Genomic DNA, 19,618 nt, shown 5'->3' with positions numbered 1-19,618 from the left:
TGATCAATGTTTATAATATGTTAAAATTGAAAATTCCGCTATTTCGTTGACCAATGTTTGTCAATGAATTCTGTATATATTTAGAGCTATAGCTCTATTGTGGTTTTGACGCACGTTTACTGAGTGTTTACAGAGTGATGGTTTCCGATATGTTAGAACTAGTGGTATGATGAGTTTCATTAGACCCATAAAAATACAAGATTGGATAAGTTATAAATGGTCATTAAGGCAAAGAGCCCAGCAGGATTCGCAGAAAAATACATTATTGAGAGTATTTGGAAAGGGCGTTTCCCTCCAGGTTCTATTCTACCAGCCGAACGTGAGCTCTCTGAACTGATTGGTGTTACACGCACTACTTTACGTGAAGTACTGCAACGCCTTGCACGTGATGGCTGGTTAACCATTCAACACGGTAAACCGACACGTGTAAATCAATTCATGGAAACGTCAGGCTTGCACATCCTCGATACGTTAATGACGTTGGATGCAGATAATGCGACCTCGATTGTTGAAGACTTGCTTGCAGCACGGACAAATATCAGTCCAATCTTTATGCGCTATGCATTCAAAGCGAATAAAGAGAGCGCGGAAAAAACCATCTCCAACGTAATCAATTCATGTGAAGCACTGGTTGCCGCGGAATCTTGGGATGTGTTTATGGAATCATCTCCATACGCAGATAAAATCCGTCAACATGTAAAAGACGATGGCGAAAAGGATGAAGCGAAACGTCAGGCAACTTTAATTGCTAAAACGTTCAACTTCTATGATTACATGTTGTTCCAACGCTTGGCGTTCCATTCAGGTAACCAGATTTATGGTCTGATTTTCAATGGCTTGAAAAAACTGTATGACCGAGTGGGCAGCTACTACTTCTCAAACCCAGAAGCACGTGAACTTGCACTGCAATTCTACCGTGATTTGCTCGAAGTCTGTGAAACAGGCAATCGCGAGCAGATTTTAGTTGTTGTTCGTCACTATGGTATTGAAAGTGCGCAAATCTGGAATCAGATGAAGACCACCTTACCAACGAACTTCACAGAAGATGATTGCTAATTCAGTTGTTTTCGACAAAATTGAAAAAACCGCCTAAAAGGCGGTTTTTTGTTTTTGTGGCTCTAGCAGTCAGAGCACTGATCGTCGCTACCACCCGCTTCGGTAAACCACTCAGTCAGGTGACGTTTTAGATCTTTTAGCTCGTCTGGACCAATCAGAGCTAAACCAAGATCCTCAGCGCGAGTAATGTCATTATGTCTTAGTGGACGGAAGCTAACCAGCATGGCGCGAGCTTGTAACCCGCCCAATAAATCACGCAATGATTCAAGTTTGTAAAGAGTGTCATCACCATCGTCACGCATTCCCTTCGTCTTACATTCGATGATGTGTAGCTTGTTATTCACTACCGACGCGACATCGAGCTCATTACGTACTTCTCTATCGCCGAGCTGACGATAAACCTGTACGTTCAGTGAATGGTCTTGGATAGTAGGCATATCTTGCTGAATCTGACGAACGGTACTGTGTACTAAGGTTTCTAGCCATTCACCATTAGAGAAACGACGGGCATCCTCATTGGCAAACGTTAAGACGCCGTTGTCATAAGTGGCAATTTCTGCCGCGACAAGATCAGAAAGAAGCATATTGAGCTCACGATAACCTTGCTGTTTTTCCGATAGCTCCACATCTAAACGTTGCTCTTTACGACAGGTCGTCGCGAGGTAGTTAAGCGTCGCGAGACCAGGACCAAGTTCTAAAGCGTTGCTAGCCCATTTCTCACCAAGCTGATAAAGCTTTTGGTCAAGCTGTTCCGGTAGATGGTGGTCGTTGAATTCTCCACGAGCGCCAAAAACAGTGAGGTAATCATCAATGGTAATTCGATCTTGAACTTGGTTGTCGTCGAGCCCGTCAGGATATAGCCAGCACAAGCGATCGCTGTTTGGTTCTACAACAAAAATTGGCCAGTGATAAGTACGGAAAATTTCGTAGACAGAGAGTAGGCGATGACGTAATCCACAACTGGCATTGAGCTTAACCTGCTCACCACGAGCTTTGAGGTTTTCGGCTAACTGAGTGATGGACTGTTTTATCTTGGAGGTGTTTGCAACATTTGGAATTTCAAAAAACTCAGAGGTAATGTTACGTTTTCCCAGCACGCTATGAAGGCGGTGATACATATCTTGTTGGGCTTTGATGCCAATAAAAACGATGTGGTCACTGATGGTGCGATGGTCTAGAAGTGGGGTCACCAGACGGATAGGATCTTGGTCTATGATGCCAACATGAACTGCCATATATATTCCTCATGTTAGGCTTGCGAAAAGGTAAATGAAAAGTGGACAAGCCTTACTAACCATATAATGACATGGGGTATAAAAAACAAGAGCGACTAAGGAAAATAGTCGCCCAAACTCAATAAATTACACTGAGCTGACTTACTAGAGCTTAAATCGGTGCACCAGTTCGCCTTGCTGGTTAGCCAGAGTGGAGAGGTTCTGACTGGTCGCGGCTATCTCGGCCATTGCTTGGTAGCTCGAATCGGCGATAGCGTTTATCTGTTCGATGTTTCGAGCAATATCATGGGTGGTTTCGCTTTGCTCGTTGGCGGCTTGAGCAATGTGACCACTCATCTGACTGATTTCCATGATCAAGCCTTGAATCTCTTCCATTGCGCTATTGGCGCTGGATGCTTGTTCAACCGACAACACCATATCATCCATACAGCTCTGAATAACTTTGTTCGCCGAGCTTGAACTGCCTTGAAGGTTGCTGATCATGTTTTCTATTTCAGAGGTCGACTCTGTTGTTCGTTGAGCCAACACACGGACTTCGTCTGCTACCACGGCAAAGCCACGTCCTTGCTCACCCGCTCGCGCCGCTTCAATCGCAGCGTTGAGAGCCAATAAGTTGGTTTGTTCAGCAATATTGCGAATAACATCGAGGATGCTACCAATTTTACCGCTCATGGTTTGTAGATCTTTCACGGCATCCACTGACTGATTCAATTTGGTTTCAAGCTGATTAATCGTAGTGATATTGCTGCCCATGATTTGGCGACCAGATTCTGCGGAAATCTCTACTTTCTCAACCATTTGTTGTGAGTTTTGCGCACTTTGAGCGACTTCTTGGACAGAATGCGCCATTTCAGTCATCGCTGTCGCAACATTGGCTGTTTGCTCACGCTGTTGGCTGAGTTGACTTTGTGCTTGTGTCGAAGTGGTTTGGTTTGTCTCTGCGGTCTGGGTCAGATCATTAGAGGCATCATTAAGTCGAACGAGGATGCCATGCAGGTTCTCAGCCAGTGAATTGATATGGCTACTAACCTTGCTGAACTCATTATTGTAGCGGGTGTCGATTCGCTGCGTCATATCGCCTTGGGTCAATGACTCAAGTGTGACAAGAATTCGCGTAAGAGGCTGACGTACACTTTGGGCGATGTGATAACCGATACCAATTGCCATTACAATAACCACGGCGCCAATCGAAATTGAACGTAATACGCCTTGTTCATAGACTTGACCCGCTTCCTCAAGTGAGGCGGTTAAACCTTGTTGAGCAATTTCGGCGAAAGAGGTCAGTAAGGCCATGGTAGCGTCGACTTGTTCTGTCAGATTGGTAATGTTGGCATAAAGTGCATCTTTGGCTATTAGGTAGGTACTGTGTTGATCAAGTACCCCGCCTTTTTGACCCACGTCGCGAGTAAATTGTTGTACAGACTCGTCGAAGGCATTTTTAATCTCAGGCATCTGAGCAGTCAGGCCTCGATATGCATAATTGAGGTGAGTGACGGCTTTCTTGTTTTTTGCCACAGCTTGGTTAACCAACTCGGTATCACTGCTGGCTAACGCGTCTGATGTCGTGAGCTCGGCATCCTTGAGTTTGGTGAAGTAGCTCTTAGCCATGACTTTTACGGAGATACTACTTTGGTCATCAACGTACTCCTTCATGCCAAGAGTTAATTCCGAATGTAAACGTTGGAATTGGCGAGTGGACTTTTGAACTTGGGCTTGCGCTTCAAACATCGCGCGGTAGTTAGCCATTGCTTGTTCGGCTTCGGCGAAGTAACCCTGTTCCATCTCTCTCAACTGAACGAGCGATTGCTCCAATTCAGTCTGACCGCTACTTACTTTTTGTAACGCGTCGAGTTGTTCGCTGTAGGCCTGTTTGGTCGCGACAAATTGTTCAGCCAACTGATCCATACGTTCGAAGCTTTGAGTCGTCAAAAAGTCCTTGAAAAGTTTGTCAGCAGACAACAGAGCGACGCTAGTATTGTTGGCTTGTGAGACCAAGGGTAAAGAAGTGTTGGACACCTCTTCGAAATTTTTATGAATTTGCTGCATTCCCCGCATCATCATTAACGTGGTAATGATGAACAAAACAATGATCAATGCAAAGCCCGCGTACATACGCCTAATTACTGAGCCTTTCATAGACCTCTCCCTAAATTAATAAAGTCTTAAAAAAGTAACAAAAAGGAGGGCATTGTATTGATTACGAGACGCGCATTTTATGACGCACAATACAAAATTAGATACGGTAGTTTATCCGTACGCCGTTTAAGAGAAGTGAACACTGTTTTTTATTGTGATCTTGCGAAGCTTGACGCATACTCGAAAGCATTCATTTAATAACACCATAAAGATGGAGTGCTTCATGGCTGAAGAAACCATTTTCAGTAAAATCATCCGCAAGGAAATTCCAGCAGACGTCGTTTATCAAGATGATTTAGTCACTGCGTTTCGTGATATTAACCCACGTGCGCCAAGTCATATCCTTATCATTCCAAACAAGCTTATTGCGACAGTGAATGACGTCGCAGATGAAGATGAATTGGTAATGGGGCGCATGTTTACGGTCGCGCGTAAGCTTGCAAAAGAAGAAGGTATTGCCGAGAACGGTTATCGTCTCATCGTAAACTGTAACGCACACGGTGGTCAGGAAGTTTATCATATCCACATGCATCTAGTCGGCGGTCGCCCGCTAGGCCCAATGCTGATGAGCTAATACCGTCATTGACGATTCCGAACCAAAACGGACTGTTGTTGTCCTAGAACTACATCAAATTAAAGCATGGCCGGTGTAACCATGCTTTTAGCATAACTTTGGGGTACGAAGTGCATAACCACATTCGACTCGCGTTCATTTTGGGGTGCTCATTAGCGCTCTCTGCTTGCGCAAACTTATCTGCAGGTAATCTCTTTAGTCATTACAGTGCACAAAATGGCGAGTTACATCAGTTAGTAAAAAGCGGTGATTACCAACAAGCGGAGGCGGCTCTGCCTGACTACGTCGCAGGCGATATTCTGGATAATTTTGAAAGTGGTCGAGTCTACTTTCTGAACCAGCAATATCCTGAGAGTAAGGAAGCGCTTGGGCTAAGTGATAGAGCTGTTCGAGTTCAGCAAGATCAAGCGACTGTGTCAGTCACTCAAAGTGCGATGAGCCTGAGTGCGTTGGCGGTCAATGATAATCTCAACACCTACCAACCTGCTGACTACGAACTTGGCTTTCTCCATCTCTATCTAGGATTAAACTACCTGAAGCAAAATGACTTGGAGGGGGCTTTGATTGAGATGAGACGAGCCAACCAAGTTCAGGAGCAAGCGCGTAAGGATCGAGAAAAAGATCTCGAGTCAGCCCAGAATCAGATGGAGCAACAGGGTTTAACGCCAAACTTAGGCTCTGTATTGTCGAACTACCCAGACGCAGGCAAAACCCTTCAGGCGGTACAAAGTGGTTATTTACTTTATTTATCGGCTTTACTATATGAAGCTGACAATGATTTGAACAGTGCTTATGTTGATTACCGCCGAGCGTTGGCCGTAATGCCGGATAATCAGCAAGTCATAGATGGCACCAAACGAGTGGCAAAGCGTCTCGGCATGAGAGAAGACTTGGTAAAACTCGAACAACGTTACGGCAAGGCCAGTTACTTAGAGAGCGGCAAAGGAAGGGTCATCGTCATTGATGAACGCGGTGTTGTTGAGGCATTGCAGGGCTGGAAACAAGCTTTGCCGTTATATGACAGTCGCGGAGATGGCGCGTGGTATTCTATAGCCTTGCCATATTATCCTCAGGTGCAGAGTGAGGCTTTTTCACCAATAACCTTGAACAATGACCATCTTAGTGGAAGTCTGTTGACGGATGTTAACTTGATGGCACAACGCGACTTGTCTGAACGTATGCCGTCGATCGTGATTCGACAGGCGTTGCGAGTTTGGGCTAAGGATCAACTGAGGAAAGAAGCGGCTAAAGGTGATGATGTCGGCAATCTGCTGTTCAATGTTTGGAACACGTTAACAGAACAACCCGACACACGTAGTTGGCTTACTCTGCCTGGTGAGATATACAGCGCTAGCGCTGTCGTTGAACCGGGTGAGCAAAAAATCAAGATTAATGGTCAGGACTACACCTTTAATGTCGAAGCTGGTCGAACCGCGTTAGTTTGGCTGTCTCGTCAAGGTGAGAGTTCAACCATCTGGCATAAACAGTTAGGGAACATACGATGAAAAAATGGCTTATTTCAGCAGTGATGGCATTAACTCTGCTAGGTTGTGCAGAGAATACCGCTGGGCTTCGTATTGATGGAGCGTCACAAACCGTTTTATTTGGTGACAATGTACTTGCAAGTCGCTTAACCATAGACGATATATCGACCACTCAGGTGGATGGTAGAGCGCGAGGCGTAGTGCGATTAATCAGTCAGTACACTGGTGACCAGTATGTCCAATACCGTTTTTACTGGTATGACGATCAAGGTTTAGAAGTTAACAACAAGCAAGGACCATGGCGTCAGGCAGTGATTCGTGGTACTGAAGAGATTTCAATTTCTGAGGTATCTGTCAATCCAAACGGAACCCAGTTCCGAGTACAGATTCGTCAACTTAATAATTAACAATAGAACTAAACTTTAGAGATTTAAGGAACCAACAATGAAGAAAAGTGTTATTGCATTACTTGGTTTAGCTGTCGTTTTGGGTGGTTGTTCAAACCAAGTAAGCTACGGAGACGCTCAAGCCGTTGAAACAACAACGATTGACTTTGGTTCAACTGACCTACAGAAAATCGCTGGTGAAATGGTCGACAGCATGATGATGTCTGGTTCTGTTTCCGCTATTACACGAGATTCGCGTCCTATCGTGTTTGTCGAGCGTATCAAAAACAAAACCAGTGAGCATATTGATACTGAATCCATCACCGATACCATCAGTACTAAGATGTTGAATTCTGGTAAATTCCGCTTCGTCGATATGGATCGAGTGGAATCTGTTCGTGAACAATTGAACTTCCAGAATAACGATGAACTCGTCAATCAAAGTACCGCTATTCAGTTTGGTAAGATGGTTGGCGCTCAGTACATGCTTTACGGAAACCTATCTAGCATCGCGAAAAATGCAGGTAGCGACAAAGACGTTTACTACAAGATGACAATGCGTCTGATGGATCTTGAAACTGGCTTGATTGAGTGGGCGGACGAAACAGAAATCCGTAAACAAGAATCGAAAAGCTTTTTAGGTCTGTAATGGCTCTCTAAGCGGAAGGAGTGAACTATGGCGCGTATGTCTTGGAATGAAGCATGTTCTCTGGACCGTTCATTGTCGTCGTTAGATCACTTCTTCGCTATGCCCCCTGATTATGCCCAAACGCTAACCGGGGGGCTGACAAATCGTTGTTGGAAGGTAGTGACCAGCGACGGTCAAGACTATGTATGGCGACCCACTACCCATATTACCCAAGCCTTTTCGATATCTCGTTTTCAAGAGTATCAAATCCTCTCCGCTATTGAATCCAGCCATTTGGCTCCGAAAGCCATTCATATCAACGATCAAGGACTACTGGTTGATTGGATTGAGGGACAACCCTTGACCAATGAACTCACTTTTGACTCGTTATTAAAGACAATGGTGAAAGTTCATGAAGTCGATATTAAGCGCATTCCCGTAGCGCCTTTTAATTATACGGCGCGAGTGGATCACTATTGGATGTTGCTTAATGATGAATACAAAGTGGATCCTTATTTTGCTATCTATACTCAGTGGCGTTCGGCACCGAGTCTTGCCGATGTAGGGCATACCTTGTGTCATTTTGATTTAGCTGGCTACAACATGGTCAAGACAGAGCAGGGTAATAAGGTTATCGACTGGGAGTATGCGGCAATTGCCGATCCGCGTCTTGATCTGACGTTGAGTATTGACGTCATGGAAGAGAAGCCCCTTGAAGCTGTGTATCGTTACTGTCAGTTACGTGGAGTTGAAGGTGTTGATGACTGGGTTGAAGGTGTTATGGCTTGGAAGCCGAGAGCAACCATGATGGCCATGCTATGGTATTTACTGGCATACCAGTTATGGGGCGATGAACAATATTTAACCCAAGCGCGTGTACTGAAAGAGACGTTTTGTTGCTAAGATCACTGTTTAGTGTATTCGGTCAGCGAATCTCATAATGACGACTTTTAAACCTTAGTTTTCATGGTAGATTTAAACCACAAGGATCGGGGGATATACAATGATTATTTATTTACATGGTTTTGATTCGACCAGCCCAGGCAACCACGAAAAAGTACTGCAACTGCAGTTCATCGACGATGACGTGCGTTTTATCAACTACAGTACTCTCCATCCAAAGCACGATATGCAGCACTTACTCAAAGAAGTACACAAAGTTATCGAGCAAGCAGGTGATACTCAGCCGGTGATATGTGGTGTGGGTCTTGGTGCTTACTGGTCAGAACGAATTGGCTTCTTGTGTGGTATTAAGCAAGTCATGTTTAATCCGAATCTTCATCCTGAGCTAACCATGCAGGGGCGAATTGACCGTCCTGAAGAGTACGAAGATATTGCGACTAAGTGCGTCTCTGAGTTCAGAACCAAGAACAAAGGCCGCTGCCTAGTGATTTTATCGAAAGAGGATGAAGTACACGACAATCGTAAAACCGCAGCTGAGTTAGAAGATTACTACGACATCATCTGGGATGAAACGCAGTCTCATAAGTTTAAGAAGATCTCTCAGCACCTCAAAACGATAGAGGCATTCAAAAAGAGTTAAACACCACTATTTTGTTTAAAGCGGCATGAAATCACTAGTGCCGCTTTTTTTTGTTCTAAATCTATGCTGAGAATATAAATATCGCTGAGATAAGTGCAATCTTTGGTTGCGTGTCCTATTAAGCTAGATATAATGAGCTAATTACAAATTTTTTGATAAATATCAAAAAAAATTGAGAGCGGATGGAAAATCTGCCCATCAACGAGTGATTGTTTTAACAATTGGCTCGGAGTTTAATGACTCTTTATCCATTAGCATGTCACATTTTATGTCCCTCTAGGTCGGAACCTCTGATGGGTTAAAACCCTAGGTGTCCCAAAAATACAGAATTCCATCGAGGCGGAATACCGACTCGATTAAGTTTTATTATAATTTTGAGGAGAGATGCTGTGACACGAATTATCGTAGTAGGCGGCGGTGCAGGTGGTCTTGAGCTTGTGACTAAACTTGGTCGCACATTAGGCCGCAAAGGACGAGCAAAAGTCACCTTGGTTGACCGCAAGGCAAGCCATTTATGGAAACCACTTTTGCATGAAGTTGCGACAGGCTCATTGGATGAAGGCGTTGACGCGTTAAGCTATCGCGCACACGCAAAAAACCACCACTTTGACTTTCAAATGGGCGGTCTGCAAGATATCGACCGTGAGCGTAAGGTCATTAAGCTTTGCGAACTGAAAGACGAGCACGGTGAACTTTTGATCCCGAGCCGCGAGCTAGAATATGACATTCTAGTGATGGCGATTGGCTCCACTTCAAACGACTTTAACACTCCTGGTGTGCGTGAACACTGTATCTTCCTTGATAGCCCTGAACAGGCTCATCGTTTCCGTACAGAAATGAACAATGAGTTCCTTAAACTCCATGCTAAGAACGGTAACGGTACGGTTGATATTGCCATCGTCGGTGCGGGTGCAACGGGGGTAGAGCTTTCTGCTGAATTACACAATGCTGTCAAAGAGCTGAGAACGTATGGTTTTGGCGATCTAGATTCAAGCAAGCTGAATGTCAATCTTGTCGAAGCGGGCGAACGTATTCTTCCTGCTTTGCCTCCACGTATCTCTTCAGCAGCACATCAAGAGCTGACTAAATTGGGGGTGAATGTTCGCACCGCGACCATGGTAACCCAAGCTGATGAAGATGGTCTTACGACAAAAGATGGAGATAAGATCCCAGCTCAGATCATGGTGTGGGCTGCGGGTATTAAAGCACCAGATTTCATCAAAGATATTGCAGGTCTTGAGACTAACCGCATCAACCAGTTAGTGGTTAAAGATACACTACAAACCACTCGTGATGATGACATTTTCGTTATTGGTGATTTGGCTCAGTGTACCCAAGCCGATGGTTCATTTGTGCCACCACGCGCTCAGGCTGCACACCAGATGGCAACCCGAGCTTTCTACAATATCGTCGCGAAGCTGAACGGTCGTGAGCTAAAACCTTATGTTTACAAAGACAAGGGTTCATTGGTGTCACTGAGCCGTTTCTCTACGGTAGGTAGTTTGATGGGGAACTTGACCAAAGGCTCAATGATGGTTGAAGGTCGCATTGCTCGTGTGGTTTACATTTCACTATATCGCCTCCACCAGATGGCGTTGCACGGTCTATTTAAGACGGCACTGATCATCTTGATGGGTCGTATTAACCGAGTTCTACGACCAAATTTAAAGCTTCACTAATAAGCTTCATGTGTAAAAAAGAGCGCTTAGCGCTCTTTTTATGTGTGGAATTGGTTACGGAATGATCGAGTAAACCAAGCCATCTTGAGCAAGACCATCAAATATAAACCGATTTCTCGCACGAGTTTCAAATAGCCCACCACATTTCTCGATCAGCTTTTGACTGGCTAGGTTCTCAGGGGCACAAACCACTTCTATACGCGTGACTTTTAGCTGTGAAAAGCAAAACTCAATGAGGGCGTTGACTGCAGCAGTACCGAGCCCTTGCCCTTGATAATCGTCAGCAATCCAGTAGCCAATGCTCGCCATTTTAAAGGTGTGATAGAGTTCGTTGATCGCCACCATTCCAATGAGCGCATCGCTTTTTCGGCAGAAAACACCAAACCCGTAGGCTTCGGATTTTACCCAATTCAGTCTGGTTGCGAGGATAAAACGCTCTGCATCATCATTGGTGAAATCTGCATGGCACCAATCAACCCATCGATGAAGGGTGGGGGAACGCGAGATACAAGACTGCAACTTATCGCTGTCTGAACTTTCGATAAGGCGCAAGATTAGTCTGGGTGTAATGATTTGGTAATCTGGGCTCATAAAAGAATAGCCCTCAGTAGAGGGCTAAAAGCAAGATTAGTTAACACGGCGAACCTGAATGATCATGCCCATAAGTGGGTGATCGAGGAAGTGTGTTTCACTGCTGCGCATACGGCGCTTCTGATCGAGTCGGTAGCTCTTGAGGTACTCTTCTTTGTGAACGATGGGAGTGACATCCTCCATCAGTCCGATCTGAACAACCTGATTTTCGTCGCTGCTCTGATCACTCAGTGATTCTGGTTGATGCTCTTCTAACGTGACTTCACGTACGCTTGGCGCTTTAAGGTCGAGTTCAACGTCAGCATACAGATAATGTTCTACGTAAATCTGGAGTTTTCCGTCTAGTTGATAGATGGCTTTAGGAATAGATTGCTCTGTGACGCCCTCTAACACCTGTTGGCCAGTCGTGCCGATCATTGAGCCGTCAGTATTAAACTTGCCTGAAAAGTCATAGCCAGCTTGAATGTGGAAGGTCGGGGCAGACAGTCTTCCCTGATCACCTTGACGCCATGCTTTATGCATCAACACTTCAAAACCAGCGTGCTGCTTAAGCTTTTGCACTTCATCGGTTAGCGCATACTCTGAATAAGGGAGCATTTGCACCCCTTTTTTTGCACGATAGCTCGCATCCGCAAATGTTCCAGCTCGTTCTAAATCGATTTTTGGCAGGTTAGCCGGCCATGATTCAGCGGTTTGCTCCGCATCAACGGCACGTTTAAAAATGATCACTTCGATATCGAATTGACGCTGCGCCATTGACGGCATTGCTACAAGCATTAGCAACAGCGGGATCAGTTTCTTCATTGCAACTCCATGAAAAGGTGCATGGCACCTTAATTTAATTTTGTAAACACTCAAGCCTTAGGTAATAGATTCTGCTGGAACTCGCCCAGCATGTCATTAACAAATTGAATGCGTTTGCGTCTATCCACTAATGGTATCGTAAACTTGAACTTAGTTGGTCCATCCATTGCGAATTTTTGTGGCTGAGATTGCAATAGTTTAACCAAATACATAGGGTTAATGTCAGCATCCGGATAGAATTCAATAAAGCCCCCTTTATCGTGAGCCTCAATCTTCTTCACTTTTAGTGATGCTGCTTTCAGTTTAAGTTGTGCGACTGAGAGTAGATTTTGAGTTGCTTCAGGCAACAGACCAAAACGGTCAATCAGTTCAATCTTCAGTTCGCCTAACTCATCGTCAGTACTGACACTCGCTATCTGTTTGTACATAGAGAGGCGAGTATTGACGTCTGGTATATAGTCGTCAGGCAACAGTGCTGGTAGACGCATCTCGACTTCAGTTTGTTCACGCAGCAATTCATCAAGTGACGGTTCTTTGCCTTCCTTGAGTGCTTCTACTGCTTGTTCCAGCATCTCCATGTACAAGGTAAAACCGACAGACTGAATCTGACCACTTTGTTCATCTCCAAGTAGTTCACCCGCACCGCGGATTTCTAAGTCATGGGTGGCGAGGGTAAAGCCAGCGCCCAAATCCTCGAGCGAAGCGATCGCCTCCAAACGTTTGACCGCATCTTTTGTCATCGCTTTGGGATGTGGCGTGAGGAGATAAGCATACGCCTGATGATGAGAGCGACCAACGCGTCCACGTAACTGATGAAGTTGAGCCAAACCAAGGTTATCGGCACGATCCATGATGATGGTATTGGCGGTTGGAACGTCAATACCCGTTTCAATAATCGTGGTACACACCAACAAGTTGAAACGCTGGTGGTAGAAATCGTTCATGATTCGCTCGAGTTCGCGTTCTCGCATTTGTCCATGTGCGACGGTGACACGGGCCTCTGGAACCAGTTTTTCTAAGTCAGCAGCCACCTTTTCAATGGTCTCGACCTGATTGTGAAGGAAGTACACTTGACCGCCGCGCATAATCTCACGCAGTACCGCCTCTCTCACCACCGCATCATCACTTTGGCGGACGAAGGTTTTGATTGCGAGGCGCCTTGCAGGTGGCGTCGCGATAATGGACAGATCACGCATACCACTCATCGCCATGTTGAGGGTACGTGGAATCGGTGTGGCGGTCAGAGTTAAGATATCAACGTCAGCGCGCATCGCCTTCATTTTCTCTTTCTGACGAACACCAAATCGGTGCTCTTCATCAACGATTAGCAGACCAAGATCCTTAAACTTAATATCGTTGGAGAGCAGTTTATGGGTACCGACCACTAGGTCGACTTTACCGTCCTCGATATCCTGCAATACGAGTTTCTGCTCTTTTGCGGTTTTAAAGCGAGACAGTACTTCAACACGTATTGGCAGATTTGCGAAGCGGTCACGGAAGTTTTCAAAGTGTTGCTGAGCGAGTAGAGTGGTTGGAACCAAGACTGCCACTTGCTTTCCGTTGTCCGTAGCGACAAAGGCGGCGCGCATGGCAACTTCAGTTTTGCCGAAACCTACGTCGCCACACACTAGGCGATCCATGGCTTTTGCCTGGCACATATCCGAAAGTACCGCATTAATTGCCATCGATTGATCATCCGTTTCTTCAAACGGAAAGCCAGCTTTGAAAGTGGCGTATTGACCACGGTCTAAGGCAAACTTATAGCCCGGCTTGAGCTCACGTTTTGCATAGACGTCAAGCAACTCCGCAGCGACATCACGTACTTTCTCTGCGGCTTTACGACGCGCTTTAGCCCACGCTTCACCACCCAGCTTGTGTAGTGGGGCACTCTCTTCTGCACCGCCTGAATAGCGGCTAATTAGGTTGAGTGATGCCACTGGCACATATAGCTTAGCTTCATTTTGATATTCAAGGGTAACGTACTCGGTCGTCATCCCTCCTGCCTCGAGGGTTTGCAAGCCTATATAGCGCCCAATACCGTGGTCGATATGCACGACAGGTTGACCTGTTTGTAGTTCCGCAAGGTTGCGAATGACCGCATCGCTATTGGTGACTTTGCGATCTTTGCGGCGACGTTGAATGACACGGTCACCGAGCAAATCGCTTTCACAGATTAAGGCGAGTTGATCATCACCATAGACAAACCCGTGTTCTGAGGAACCGAGGATAAAACTGAATTTGGCTTGGCTACTCAGTGCCAGCTCAAAATTCTCAGCTGGTTCTGGGCGTAATTTTATCCGTTGTAATAGCTCAAGTAGGGCTTCACGGCGACCTTCGGATTCGACAGAGAAGACGACTTTTCCTTTGAAGGACTCGCTAAACTGGCGAAGGGCAGCCATGGGTTCTTTGTTGTGATGCTGAACCGCTAATTCAGGTAAGGGTGCGATGTTAGGATTGAATCGTCCTTGTTTTTCACTGACAGGATCAACAAACAGTTTGGCTTGTGGTAACTGTTTGAATTGACTAAAGAGCTCATCCTTTTGCAGCCAAAGCTCTTGCGGTGGTAACAGTGGGCGCAGTGGATCGATTTTGCGCTGATCGTAACGATAGTCAACATCGGTCAAAAAGGTATCAATAGCCGATTCTAAGTCACCGACGGTGACTAGTAAGCTATCTTCAGGTATGTAATCAAACAGAGTTTCGCTGTGTTCGAAGAACAGTGGCTGCCAATATTCGATGCCCGCAGGCCATGTGCCTTTCGAAACCTGCATGTAGACGGACTCGGGTTCGCGGCGCGCTTCGAAGCGTTGACGCCAGCGAATACGAAAGTCTTCAATTGCAGATTCAGAGGTCGGAAATTCGTGAGCAGGTAACAGGCGGATTTCCTTAGTATCTTCAATCGAACGTTGATTTTCAGGATCGAACGTTCGAATCGTATCGATTTCATTATCAAAGAAATCGATACGATATGGGTCACTTGAGCCCATAGGGAATAGATCGAGAATCGACCCTCGGCTTGCGTATTCACCAGGACCAAAGACTTGGTCGACATTACGGTAACCGGATTTTTCCAACTGAAGTCTCAGCTTCTCTAAGGAGAACAAATCGCCTACTTTAACCATTAAGGTATGCTGCAAGAGAAACTCTCGTGGAGACTGACGTTGCAGCAGCGTGCTGACAGGCACAATGGTGATACCGGATGTCTGTGTCGGTAATTGATACAAACGGGAAATTCGGTCAGAGATGATTTCCTGATGAGGCGAAAAACTGTCGTAAGGCAGCGTTTCCCAGTCAGGGAAGAGGGCAACTTCATGACGAGAGAATTGTTCAATCTCTTGTTGTAGTTTGAGAGCCGTTTGAGGATCCGGTACCGCCAGCAGTGTGTGGGCACCATGACGTTCAGCTAGCTCTGCAATGGCGAGCGCTAAACTGGCACCACGCAGATTTCCGAACTGTTTTTTGTCTCCTGCACCATCTGGGCATGCGAGATTAAGTAAAGATGAGTTAGACATAATGAAAGTCGTTATTTGTCGCGGTTTAGTGAACGCTGGCGAAGTAGTTTCTGCTGTTGGTATAGCGCGGCTTTAATCAGTAGGTCTTGGTCAATGTCTCTGAGTCGACCGTACTTAACAGTGATTAAGTGGGTATCGCTATTGGTCTCAATGTTGGCAACATGGCCATAGCAATAAATTGCCGCAGCAGGATGATCGAGAAACATTTTTATACGCAGCGTTGTGCCAAGCTTAATCACGGAGTCTGACATATAGGTAAACTGACTCGCACCAAATGAATGGGTGTGATGACGCAGCGTGGCATCATCTTGCTGTGACAACATGAAGGTAAGGAGTAAATTCAGCTTAGAGTTTTGAGTATCAAGCAGTTGAATGACATGTTTGAATTCGCTGTTCTTAAGTTCACCACGTGCATTGTCATTGAGTAAGTCGAGATTGCTGAACTCACTGGCGACGATGAAAGGCGCGGGGATTTCCGCTTCAAATTTTTCTGCGCTTGGCAACGATTCGTTGTCTGCCAATGGCTCAATATTAACGGTGATGGTGTGATTAACGGTAAAGAACTCTTGGTCAGACATGCTCGATTCCTTATGCTTTAGAGCATTGATTATCGTTATACCTGACAACTAATCAAGGTATCCCTTTGTTTATTACATATTTTAACGACTAATTGGCAATTAAACACTACAACCGACCTCAATTAATCGGTAGAGTAAACGACAATTACTAGGTCCCTAGACTCTAACTTTGGTTTCTACTATGTTTCATCCAGTCTCTACCTTTATCGGGTTACGCTATCTGCGCGGGCGATCCGGTGACAGGTTTAGTCGATTTGTCTCCTATATGTCGACCGCAGGCATCACTATTGGTGTGATGTCTTTGGTTACCGTTTTATCGGTAATGAATGGCTTCGAAGCCCAGCTCAAAGGGCGCATTTTAGGCGTGTTGCCACAAGCGATAGTCTCGCAAACGGCTGGCGCGACGGAGTACAGCTCGACGCCGCCAGAATTTGTCTCCAAGCTCTCCGATGCAGGGCACCCAGAACCGATAGTAAAAAGTGAAGCGGTGATACAAAGTGTCAGTCAATTGAGCGCTGGGTTACTGATAGGCATTAAACCCTTTGAACATGATCCGATCGAACAGCACCTTATTGCGGGGCGACTAGCCAATTTGCAAGCGGGGAAATATCAGCTGTTCATTGGACACACATTAGCGAGATCTTTGGACGTGACGATCGGCGATAAGGTGCGCCTAATGGTGACAAGTGCCAGTCAGTTTACGCCTCTTGGACGTATACCTAGTCAGAGATTGTTTACTGTCGCAGGCATCTATAACACAGGCTCCGACGTTGATGGCCAGTTGATGCTGACCCACATCCAAGACGCGGGTAAGTTGATGCGTCTAAATGACGATGCTATGACCGGTTGGCGTTTGTTTTTTAATGACCCTTTTGTGGTCGCAGATATAGCAGAACAGCCAATGCCTCAAGGTTGGAAGTGGCAGGATTGGCGAGACCAACGCGGTGAGCTATTCCAAGCAGTTCGCATGGAAAAAAACATGATGGGCTTGATGTTGGGACTGATCATAGGTGTCGCGGCCTTCAATATTATTTCTGCCTTGATTATGGTGGTGATGGAAAAACAGGCGGAAGTGGCAATCCTCAAAACTCAGGGTATGACTGACCGTCAGGTGCTCGCCATTTTTATGGTTCAAGGTGCAAGTAGTGGTGTGATTGGCGCTTTGATCGGTGGGGCGTTTGGTATCGCTCTGGCCAGTAATCTCAACCAGATCCTTGATAGCGCAGGAGTGGCTCTTTTCTCTATTGGAGGGGAGTTGCCCATATTAATTAATCCGACTCAGATTGTCGTTGTTGTGGTGTTGGCCATCGCGCTAAGCCTTGCCGCAACCTTGTTTCCTTCCTACCGCGCATCTTCTGTAAAACCAGCTGAGGCTTTAAGATATGAGTAACCTTCTCAAGTGCCACAATGTGTGTAAAACCTATCATGAGGGAGCGTTTGATACTCAAGTATTAAAGGGTGTCAGCTTTGAATTAGCGAAAGGAGAGCTAGCTTCAATTATCGGTACGTCCGGTTCGGGTAAGAGTACTCTGTTACACATTCTTGGTGCGCTCGACGATGCGACACAAGGGCACGTTACCTTTCTTGACTATGATCTCGCTACGCTTAGCTCCAACCACCAAGCCAAACTGCGCAATCAGCACTTAGGATTTGTGTATCAGTTTCATCATTTGTTGTCTGATTTTAGTGCGATTGAAAATGTTGCGATGCCTTTATTGATTGGTGGCGTAAAAGTCAGCCAAGCAAAACTGGCTGCTAAAGCATTGCTTGATAAAGTTGGCTTGAGTCACCGATTAGAGCATCGTCCCGCTGAACTGTCAGGAGGCGAGCGCCAACGCGTAGCGATTGCTCGTGCCCTGGTGAACCGCCCTGCGTTGGTGTTGGCTGATGAGCCGACTGGTAACTTGGATCATTCGACGGCGTTAGCAATTTACGATTTGATGCGCGAATTGAATCAAGAATCAGAGACGGCTTTCCTAGTCGTCACTCATGATGGTGAACTTGCGGCCAAAATGGATCGCCAGCTACACATGCAAGATGGCCTGCTACTCAACCTAGAGGGGGTCTAAGTGTTTTCATCATTATCGTTATTTATCGGTGGGAGATTCAGTCGAGCCAAACAGCGAAATAAAATGGTTTCTTTTATTTCACTGTCGTCGACCATTGGTATCGCTGTCGGAGTCGCCGTTATTATCATTGGCCTTTCGGCGATGAATGGTTTTGAACGAGAGCTCAATAACCGGGTCTTGTCGGTGATCTCACATGGTGAATTCGAAGGGGTAAAAGGCCCGCTAAGTAATTGGCACAATGTGGTCACACAAGCTGAAAAACATCCAAAAATTGAAGCTGCCGCTCCTTACGTTAAGCTGACTGCTCTTGCCGAGAAAGGAACGCAACTAAAGGCGATAGAGGTCCGAGGGATTGACCCTCAACAAGAGAGTAAAGTCTCCAATCTCAATGCGTTTATCGATGCCCAAGTTTGGCAAGCATTCAAGCCTAACCAGCAACAGGTAATTTTAGGTCAAGGTGTCGCGGACTTGTTGCAAGTCAAACAAGGGGATTATCTGACGCTAATGATCCCCACAAGCGGTGTGACAACGAAGGTTCAGGCTCCAAAGCGTGTGCGCGTTAAGGTCGCTGGACTGTTAAAGTTAAATGGTCAAATCGATCACAATTTGGCATTGATCCCACTCGAAGATGCACAGGCGTACGCCAAATTGGGTGACGGCGTTAGTGGTGTTTCAGTCCGTGTCACCGATGTATTGCAAGCAACGCAAATTGTAAGAGAAGCAGGCAATACCTTAGATGTATATGTTTATCTGCGCAGTTGGCAACAGAAATATGGTTTCTTGTATCGAGACATTCAACTGGTCAGAACCATCATGTATTTGGTGATGGTGTTGGTCATTGGTGTTGCCAGCTTTAATATCGTCTCTACATTAATGATGGCGGTTAAAGATCGTGCTGCTGAGATTGCTATTTTGCGTACCATGGGGGCGAGCGATGGTCTGGTTAAACGTATATTTGTCTGGCAAGGTGTCTTTTCTGGTGTTCTCGGCAGTGTGGCTGGTAGTGCCATTGGTGTTCTAGTTGCGCTTAATTTGACGCCAATGATTACGGCATTGGAGGCGTTGATTGGCCATCAATTCTTGTCTGGTGATATCTACTTTGTCGACTTTCTTCCTTCACAGGTCAATGTCTCAGATGTGGCATTGGTGTCGTTGACGGCGGTCGTGCTGAGTTTGCTGGCGACTTGGTATCCAGCCTCTCGAGCGAGTAAGCTTAATCCTGCGGCGGTACTGAGCTCAAAGTAACGCTCAATCAAAACAATAAAAAAGGACCTACTGGTCCTTTTTTTTATTCCATTCGACATCTCAATTACATGTCTGGCAAATCTGTCCTGCGCAATTGC

At 45.8% G+C, this 19,618-nt stretch carries 17 protein-coding genes; 11 read left to right on the top strand and 6 right to left on the bottom strand.

Annotated features, from left to right (window positions below; all coding sequences use genetic code 11):
• The first annotated feature begins 216 nt into the window (after window positions 1–216).
• Complete coding sequence (gene fadR / locus DA100_RS17685) at window positions 217–1,056, top strand: fatty acid metabolism transcriptional regulator FadR (protein WP_138973336.1); 840 nt, start codon at window positions 217–219, stop codon at window positions 1,054–1,056.
• 62 nt (window positions 1,057–1,118) lie between these two features.
• Here fadR and DA100_RS17680 read toward each other — a convergent pair whose 3' ends face one another.
• Complete coding sequence (locus DA100_RS17680) at window positions 1,119–2,291, bottom strand: DUF1887 family protein (protein ID WP_138973335.1); 1,173 nt, start codon at window positions 2,289–2,291, stop codon at window positions 1,119–1,121.
• Between the two features lie 144 nt (window positions 2,292–2,435).
• Window positions 2,436–4,427 carry a methyl-accepting chemotaxis protein gene (locus DA100_RS17675; protein ID WP_138973334.1) on the bottom strand — a complete coding sequence of 664 codons (1,992 nt, stop codon included), beginning with the start codon at window positions 4,425–4,427 and terminating at the stop codon, window positions 2,436–2,438.
• Between the two features lie 223 nt (window positions 4,428–4,650).
• Between DA100_RS17675 and hinT the strand changes: the two genes are divergently transcribed.
• From hinT to DA100_RS17640, 7 genes are all read left to right on the top strand, one after another.
• Window positions 4,651–5,001 carry a purine nucleoside phosphoramidase gene (gene hinT, locus DA100_RS17670; protein ID WP_138973333.1) on the top strand — a complete coding sequence of 117 codons (351 nt, stop codon included), beginning with the start codon at window positions 4,651–4,653 and terminating at the stop codon, window positions 4,999–5,001.
• Between the two features lie 110 nt (window positions 5,002–5,111).
• Window positions 5,112–6,506, top strand: coding sequence for a hypothetical protein (locus tag DA100_RS17665; protein ID WP_138973332.1), 1,395 nt, complete (start codon window positions 5,112–5,114; stop codon window positions 6,504–6,506).
• Complete coding sequence (locus DA100_RS17660; protein ID WP_138973331.1) at window positions 6,503–6,892, top strand: YcfL family protein; 390 nt, start codon at window positions 6,503–6,505, stop codon at window positions 6,890–6,892. Before DA100_RS17665 ends, DA100_RS17660 begins: the two co-directional genes overlap by 4 nt.
• Window positions 6,893–6,929: 37 nt before the next feature.
• The gene (lpoB, locus tag DA100_RS17655) at window positions 6,930–7,520 is read left to right on the top strand and encodes a penicillin-binding protein activator LpoB (protein ID WP_138973330.1); all 591 of its coding nucleotides are present in this window, start codon (window positions 6,930–6,932) and stop codon (window positions 7,518–7,520) included.
• Between the two features lie 27 nt (window positions 7,521–7,547).
• Entirely contained in the window at window positions 7,548–8,402 is an 855-nt protein-coding gene (locus tag DA100_RS17650) for a phosphotransferase (RefSeq protein ID WP_138973329.1), read from the top strand.
• Window positions 8,403–8,502: 100 nt separating this feature from the next.
• Complete coding sequence (ycfP, locus tag DA100_RS17645) at window positions 8,503–9,042, top strand: alpha/beta hydrolase YcfP (protein ID WP_138973328.1); 540 nt, start codon at window positions 8,503–8,505, stop codon at window positions 9,040–9,042.
• Between the two features lie 389 nt (window positions 9,043–9,431).
• Entirely contained in the window at window positions 9,432–10,721 is a 1,290-nt protein-coding gene (locus DA100_RS17640) for an NAD(P)/FAD-dependent oxidoreductase (RefSeq protein WP_138973327.1), read from the top strand.
• Window positions 10,722–10,775: 54 nt separating this feature from the next.
• Here the strand turns inward: DA100_RS17640 and DA100_RS17635 are convergent, their stop codons facing one another.
• The 4 genes from DA100_RS17635 to DA100_RS17620 are packed head-to-tail and all read right to left on the bottom strand — an operon-like array spanning window position 10,776 to window position 16,206.
• Window positions 10,776–11,312, bottom strand: coding sequence for a GNAT family protein (locus tag DA100_RS17635; protein ID WP_138973326.1), 537 nt, complete (start codon window positions 11,310–11,312; stop codon window positions 10,776–10,778).
• 36 nt (window positions 11,313–11,348) lie between these two features.
• Window positions 11,349–12,116, bottom strand: coding sequence for a peptidoglycan binding protein CsiV (locus DA100_RS17630; RefSeq protein WP_138973325.1), 768 nt, complete (start codon window positions 12,114–12,116; stop codon window positions 11,349–11,351).
• Between the two features lie 50 nt (window positions 12,117–12,166).
• Window positions 12,167–15,628: a transcription-repair coupling factor gene (mfd, locus tag DA100_RS17625; RefSeq protein WP_138973324.1), complete on the bottom strand. Its 3,462-nt coding sequence runs from the start codon at window positions 15,626–15,628 to the stop codon at window positions 12,167–12,169.
• 11 nt (window positions 15,629–15,639) lie between these two features.
• On the bottom strand, window positions 15,640–16,206 hold the full coding sequence (locus DA100_RS17620; RefSeq protein WP_138973323.1) for a PilZ domain-containing protein: 567 nt from the start codon (window positions 16,204–16,206) through the stop codon (window positions 15,640–15,642).
• A 181-nt stretch (window positions 16,207–16,387) separates the two neighbouring features.
• Here DA100_RS17620 and lolC point away from each other — a divergent pair, with 181 nt between their 5' ends.
• From lolC to lolE, 3 genes are read left to right on the top strand one after another with little or no spacing between them, the layout of a single operon-like run.
• Entirely contained in the window at window positions 16,388–17,596 is a 1,209-nt protein-coding gene (gene lolC / locus DA100_RS17615) for a lipoprotein-releasing ABC transporter permease subunit LolC (RefSeq protein WP_171052251.1), read from the top strand.
• A complete protein-coding gene (gene lolD / locus DA100_RS17610; RefSeq protein WP_138973321.1) occupies window positions 17,589–18,275 on the top strand; it encodes a lipoprotein-releasing ABC transporter ATP-binding protein LolD in 687 nt (228 codons plus the stop codon). The genes lolC and lolD overlap by 8 nt, the downstream gene beginning before the upstream one ends.
• The gene (lolE, locus tag DA100_RS17605; RefSeq protein ID WP_138973320.1) at window positions 18,276–19,520 is read left to right on the top strand and encodes a lipoprotein-releasing ABC transporter permease subunit LolE; all 1,245 of its coding nucleotides are present in this window, start codon (window positions 18,276–18,278) and stop codon (window positions 19,518–19,520) included.
• Window positions 19,521–19,618 lie beyond the last annotated feature (98 nt).

The organism is Vibrio sp. Hep-1b-8, assembly GCF_006124995.1.
Taxonomy (GTDB): Bacteria; Pseudomonadota; Gammaproteobacteria; order Enterobacterales; family Vibrionaceae; genus Vibrio.
The sequence above is the reverse complement of the archived record's forward strand: the minus strand, read 5'-3'. Positions and strand labels throughout refer to the sequence as shown.

Coding starts and splice junctions, on each gene's coding strand:
- fadR (WP_138973336.1), top strand. CDS start 217: ATGGTCATTAAGGCAAAGAGCCCAGCAGGATTCGCAGAAAAATACATT.
- DA100_RS17680 (WP_138973335.1), bottom strand. CDS start 2,291: ATGGCAGTTCATGTTGGCATCATAGACCAAGATCCTATCCGTCTGGTG.
- DA100_RS17675 (WP_138973334.1), bottom strand. CDS start 4,427: ATGAAAGGCTCAGTAATTAGGCGTATGTACGCGGGCTTTGCATTGATC.
- hinT (WP_138973333.1), top strand. CDS start 4,651: ATGGCTGAAGAAACCATTTTCAGTAAAATCATCCGCAAGGAAATTCCA.
- DA100_RS17660 (WP_138973331.1), top strand. CDS start 6,503: ATGAAAAAATGGCTTATTTCAGCAGTGATGGCATTAACTCTGCTAGGT.
- lpoB (WP_138973330.1), top strand. CDS start 6,930: ATGAAGAAAAGTGTTATTGCATTACTTGGTTTAGCTGTCGTTTTGGGT.
- DA100_RS17650 (WP_138973329.1), top strand. CDS start 7,548: ATGGCGCGTATGTCTTGGAATGAAGCATGTTCTCTGGACCGTTCATTG.
- ycfP (WP_138973328.1), top strand. CDS start 8,503: ATGATTATTTATTTACATGGTTTTGATTCGACCAGCCCAGGCAACCAC.
- DA100_RS17635 (WP_138973326.1), bottom strand. CDS start 11,312: ATGAGCCCAGATTACCAAATCATTACACCCAGACTAATCTTGCGCCTT.
- DA100_RS17630 (WP_138973325.1), bottom strand. CDS start 12,116: ATGAAGAAACTGATCCCGCTGTTGCTAATGCTTGTAGCAATGCCGTCA.
- mfd (WP_138973324.1), bottom strand. CDS start 15,628: ATGTCTAACTCATCTTTACTTAATCTCGCATGCCCAGATGGTGCAGGA.
- DA100_RS17620 (WP_138973323.1), bottom strand. CDS start 16,206: ATGTCTGACCAAGAGTTCTTTACCGTTAATCACACCATCACCGTTAAT.
- lolC (WP_171052251.1), top strand. CDS start 16,388: ATGTTTCATCCAGTCTCTACCTTTATCGGGTTACGCTATCTGCGCGGG.
- lolD (WP_138973321.1), top strand. CDS start 17,589: ATGAGTAACCTTCTCAAGTGCCACAATGTGTGTAAAACCTATCATGAG.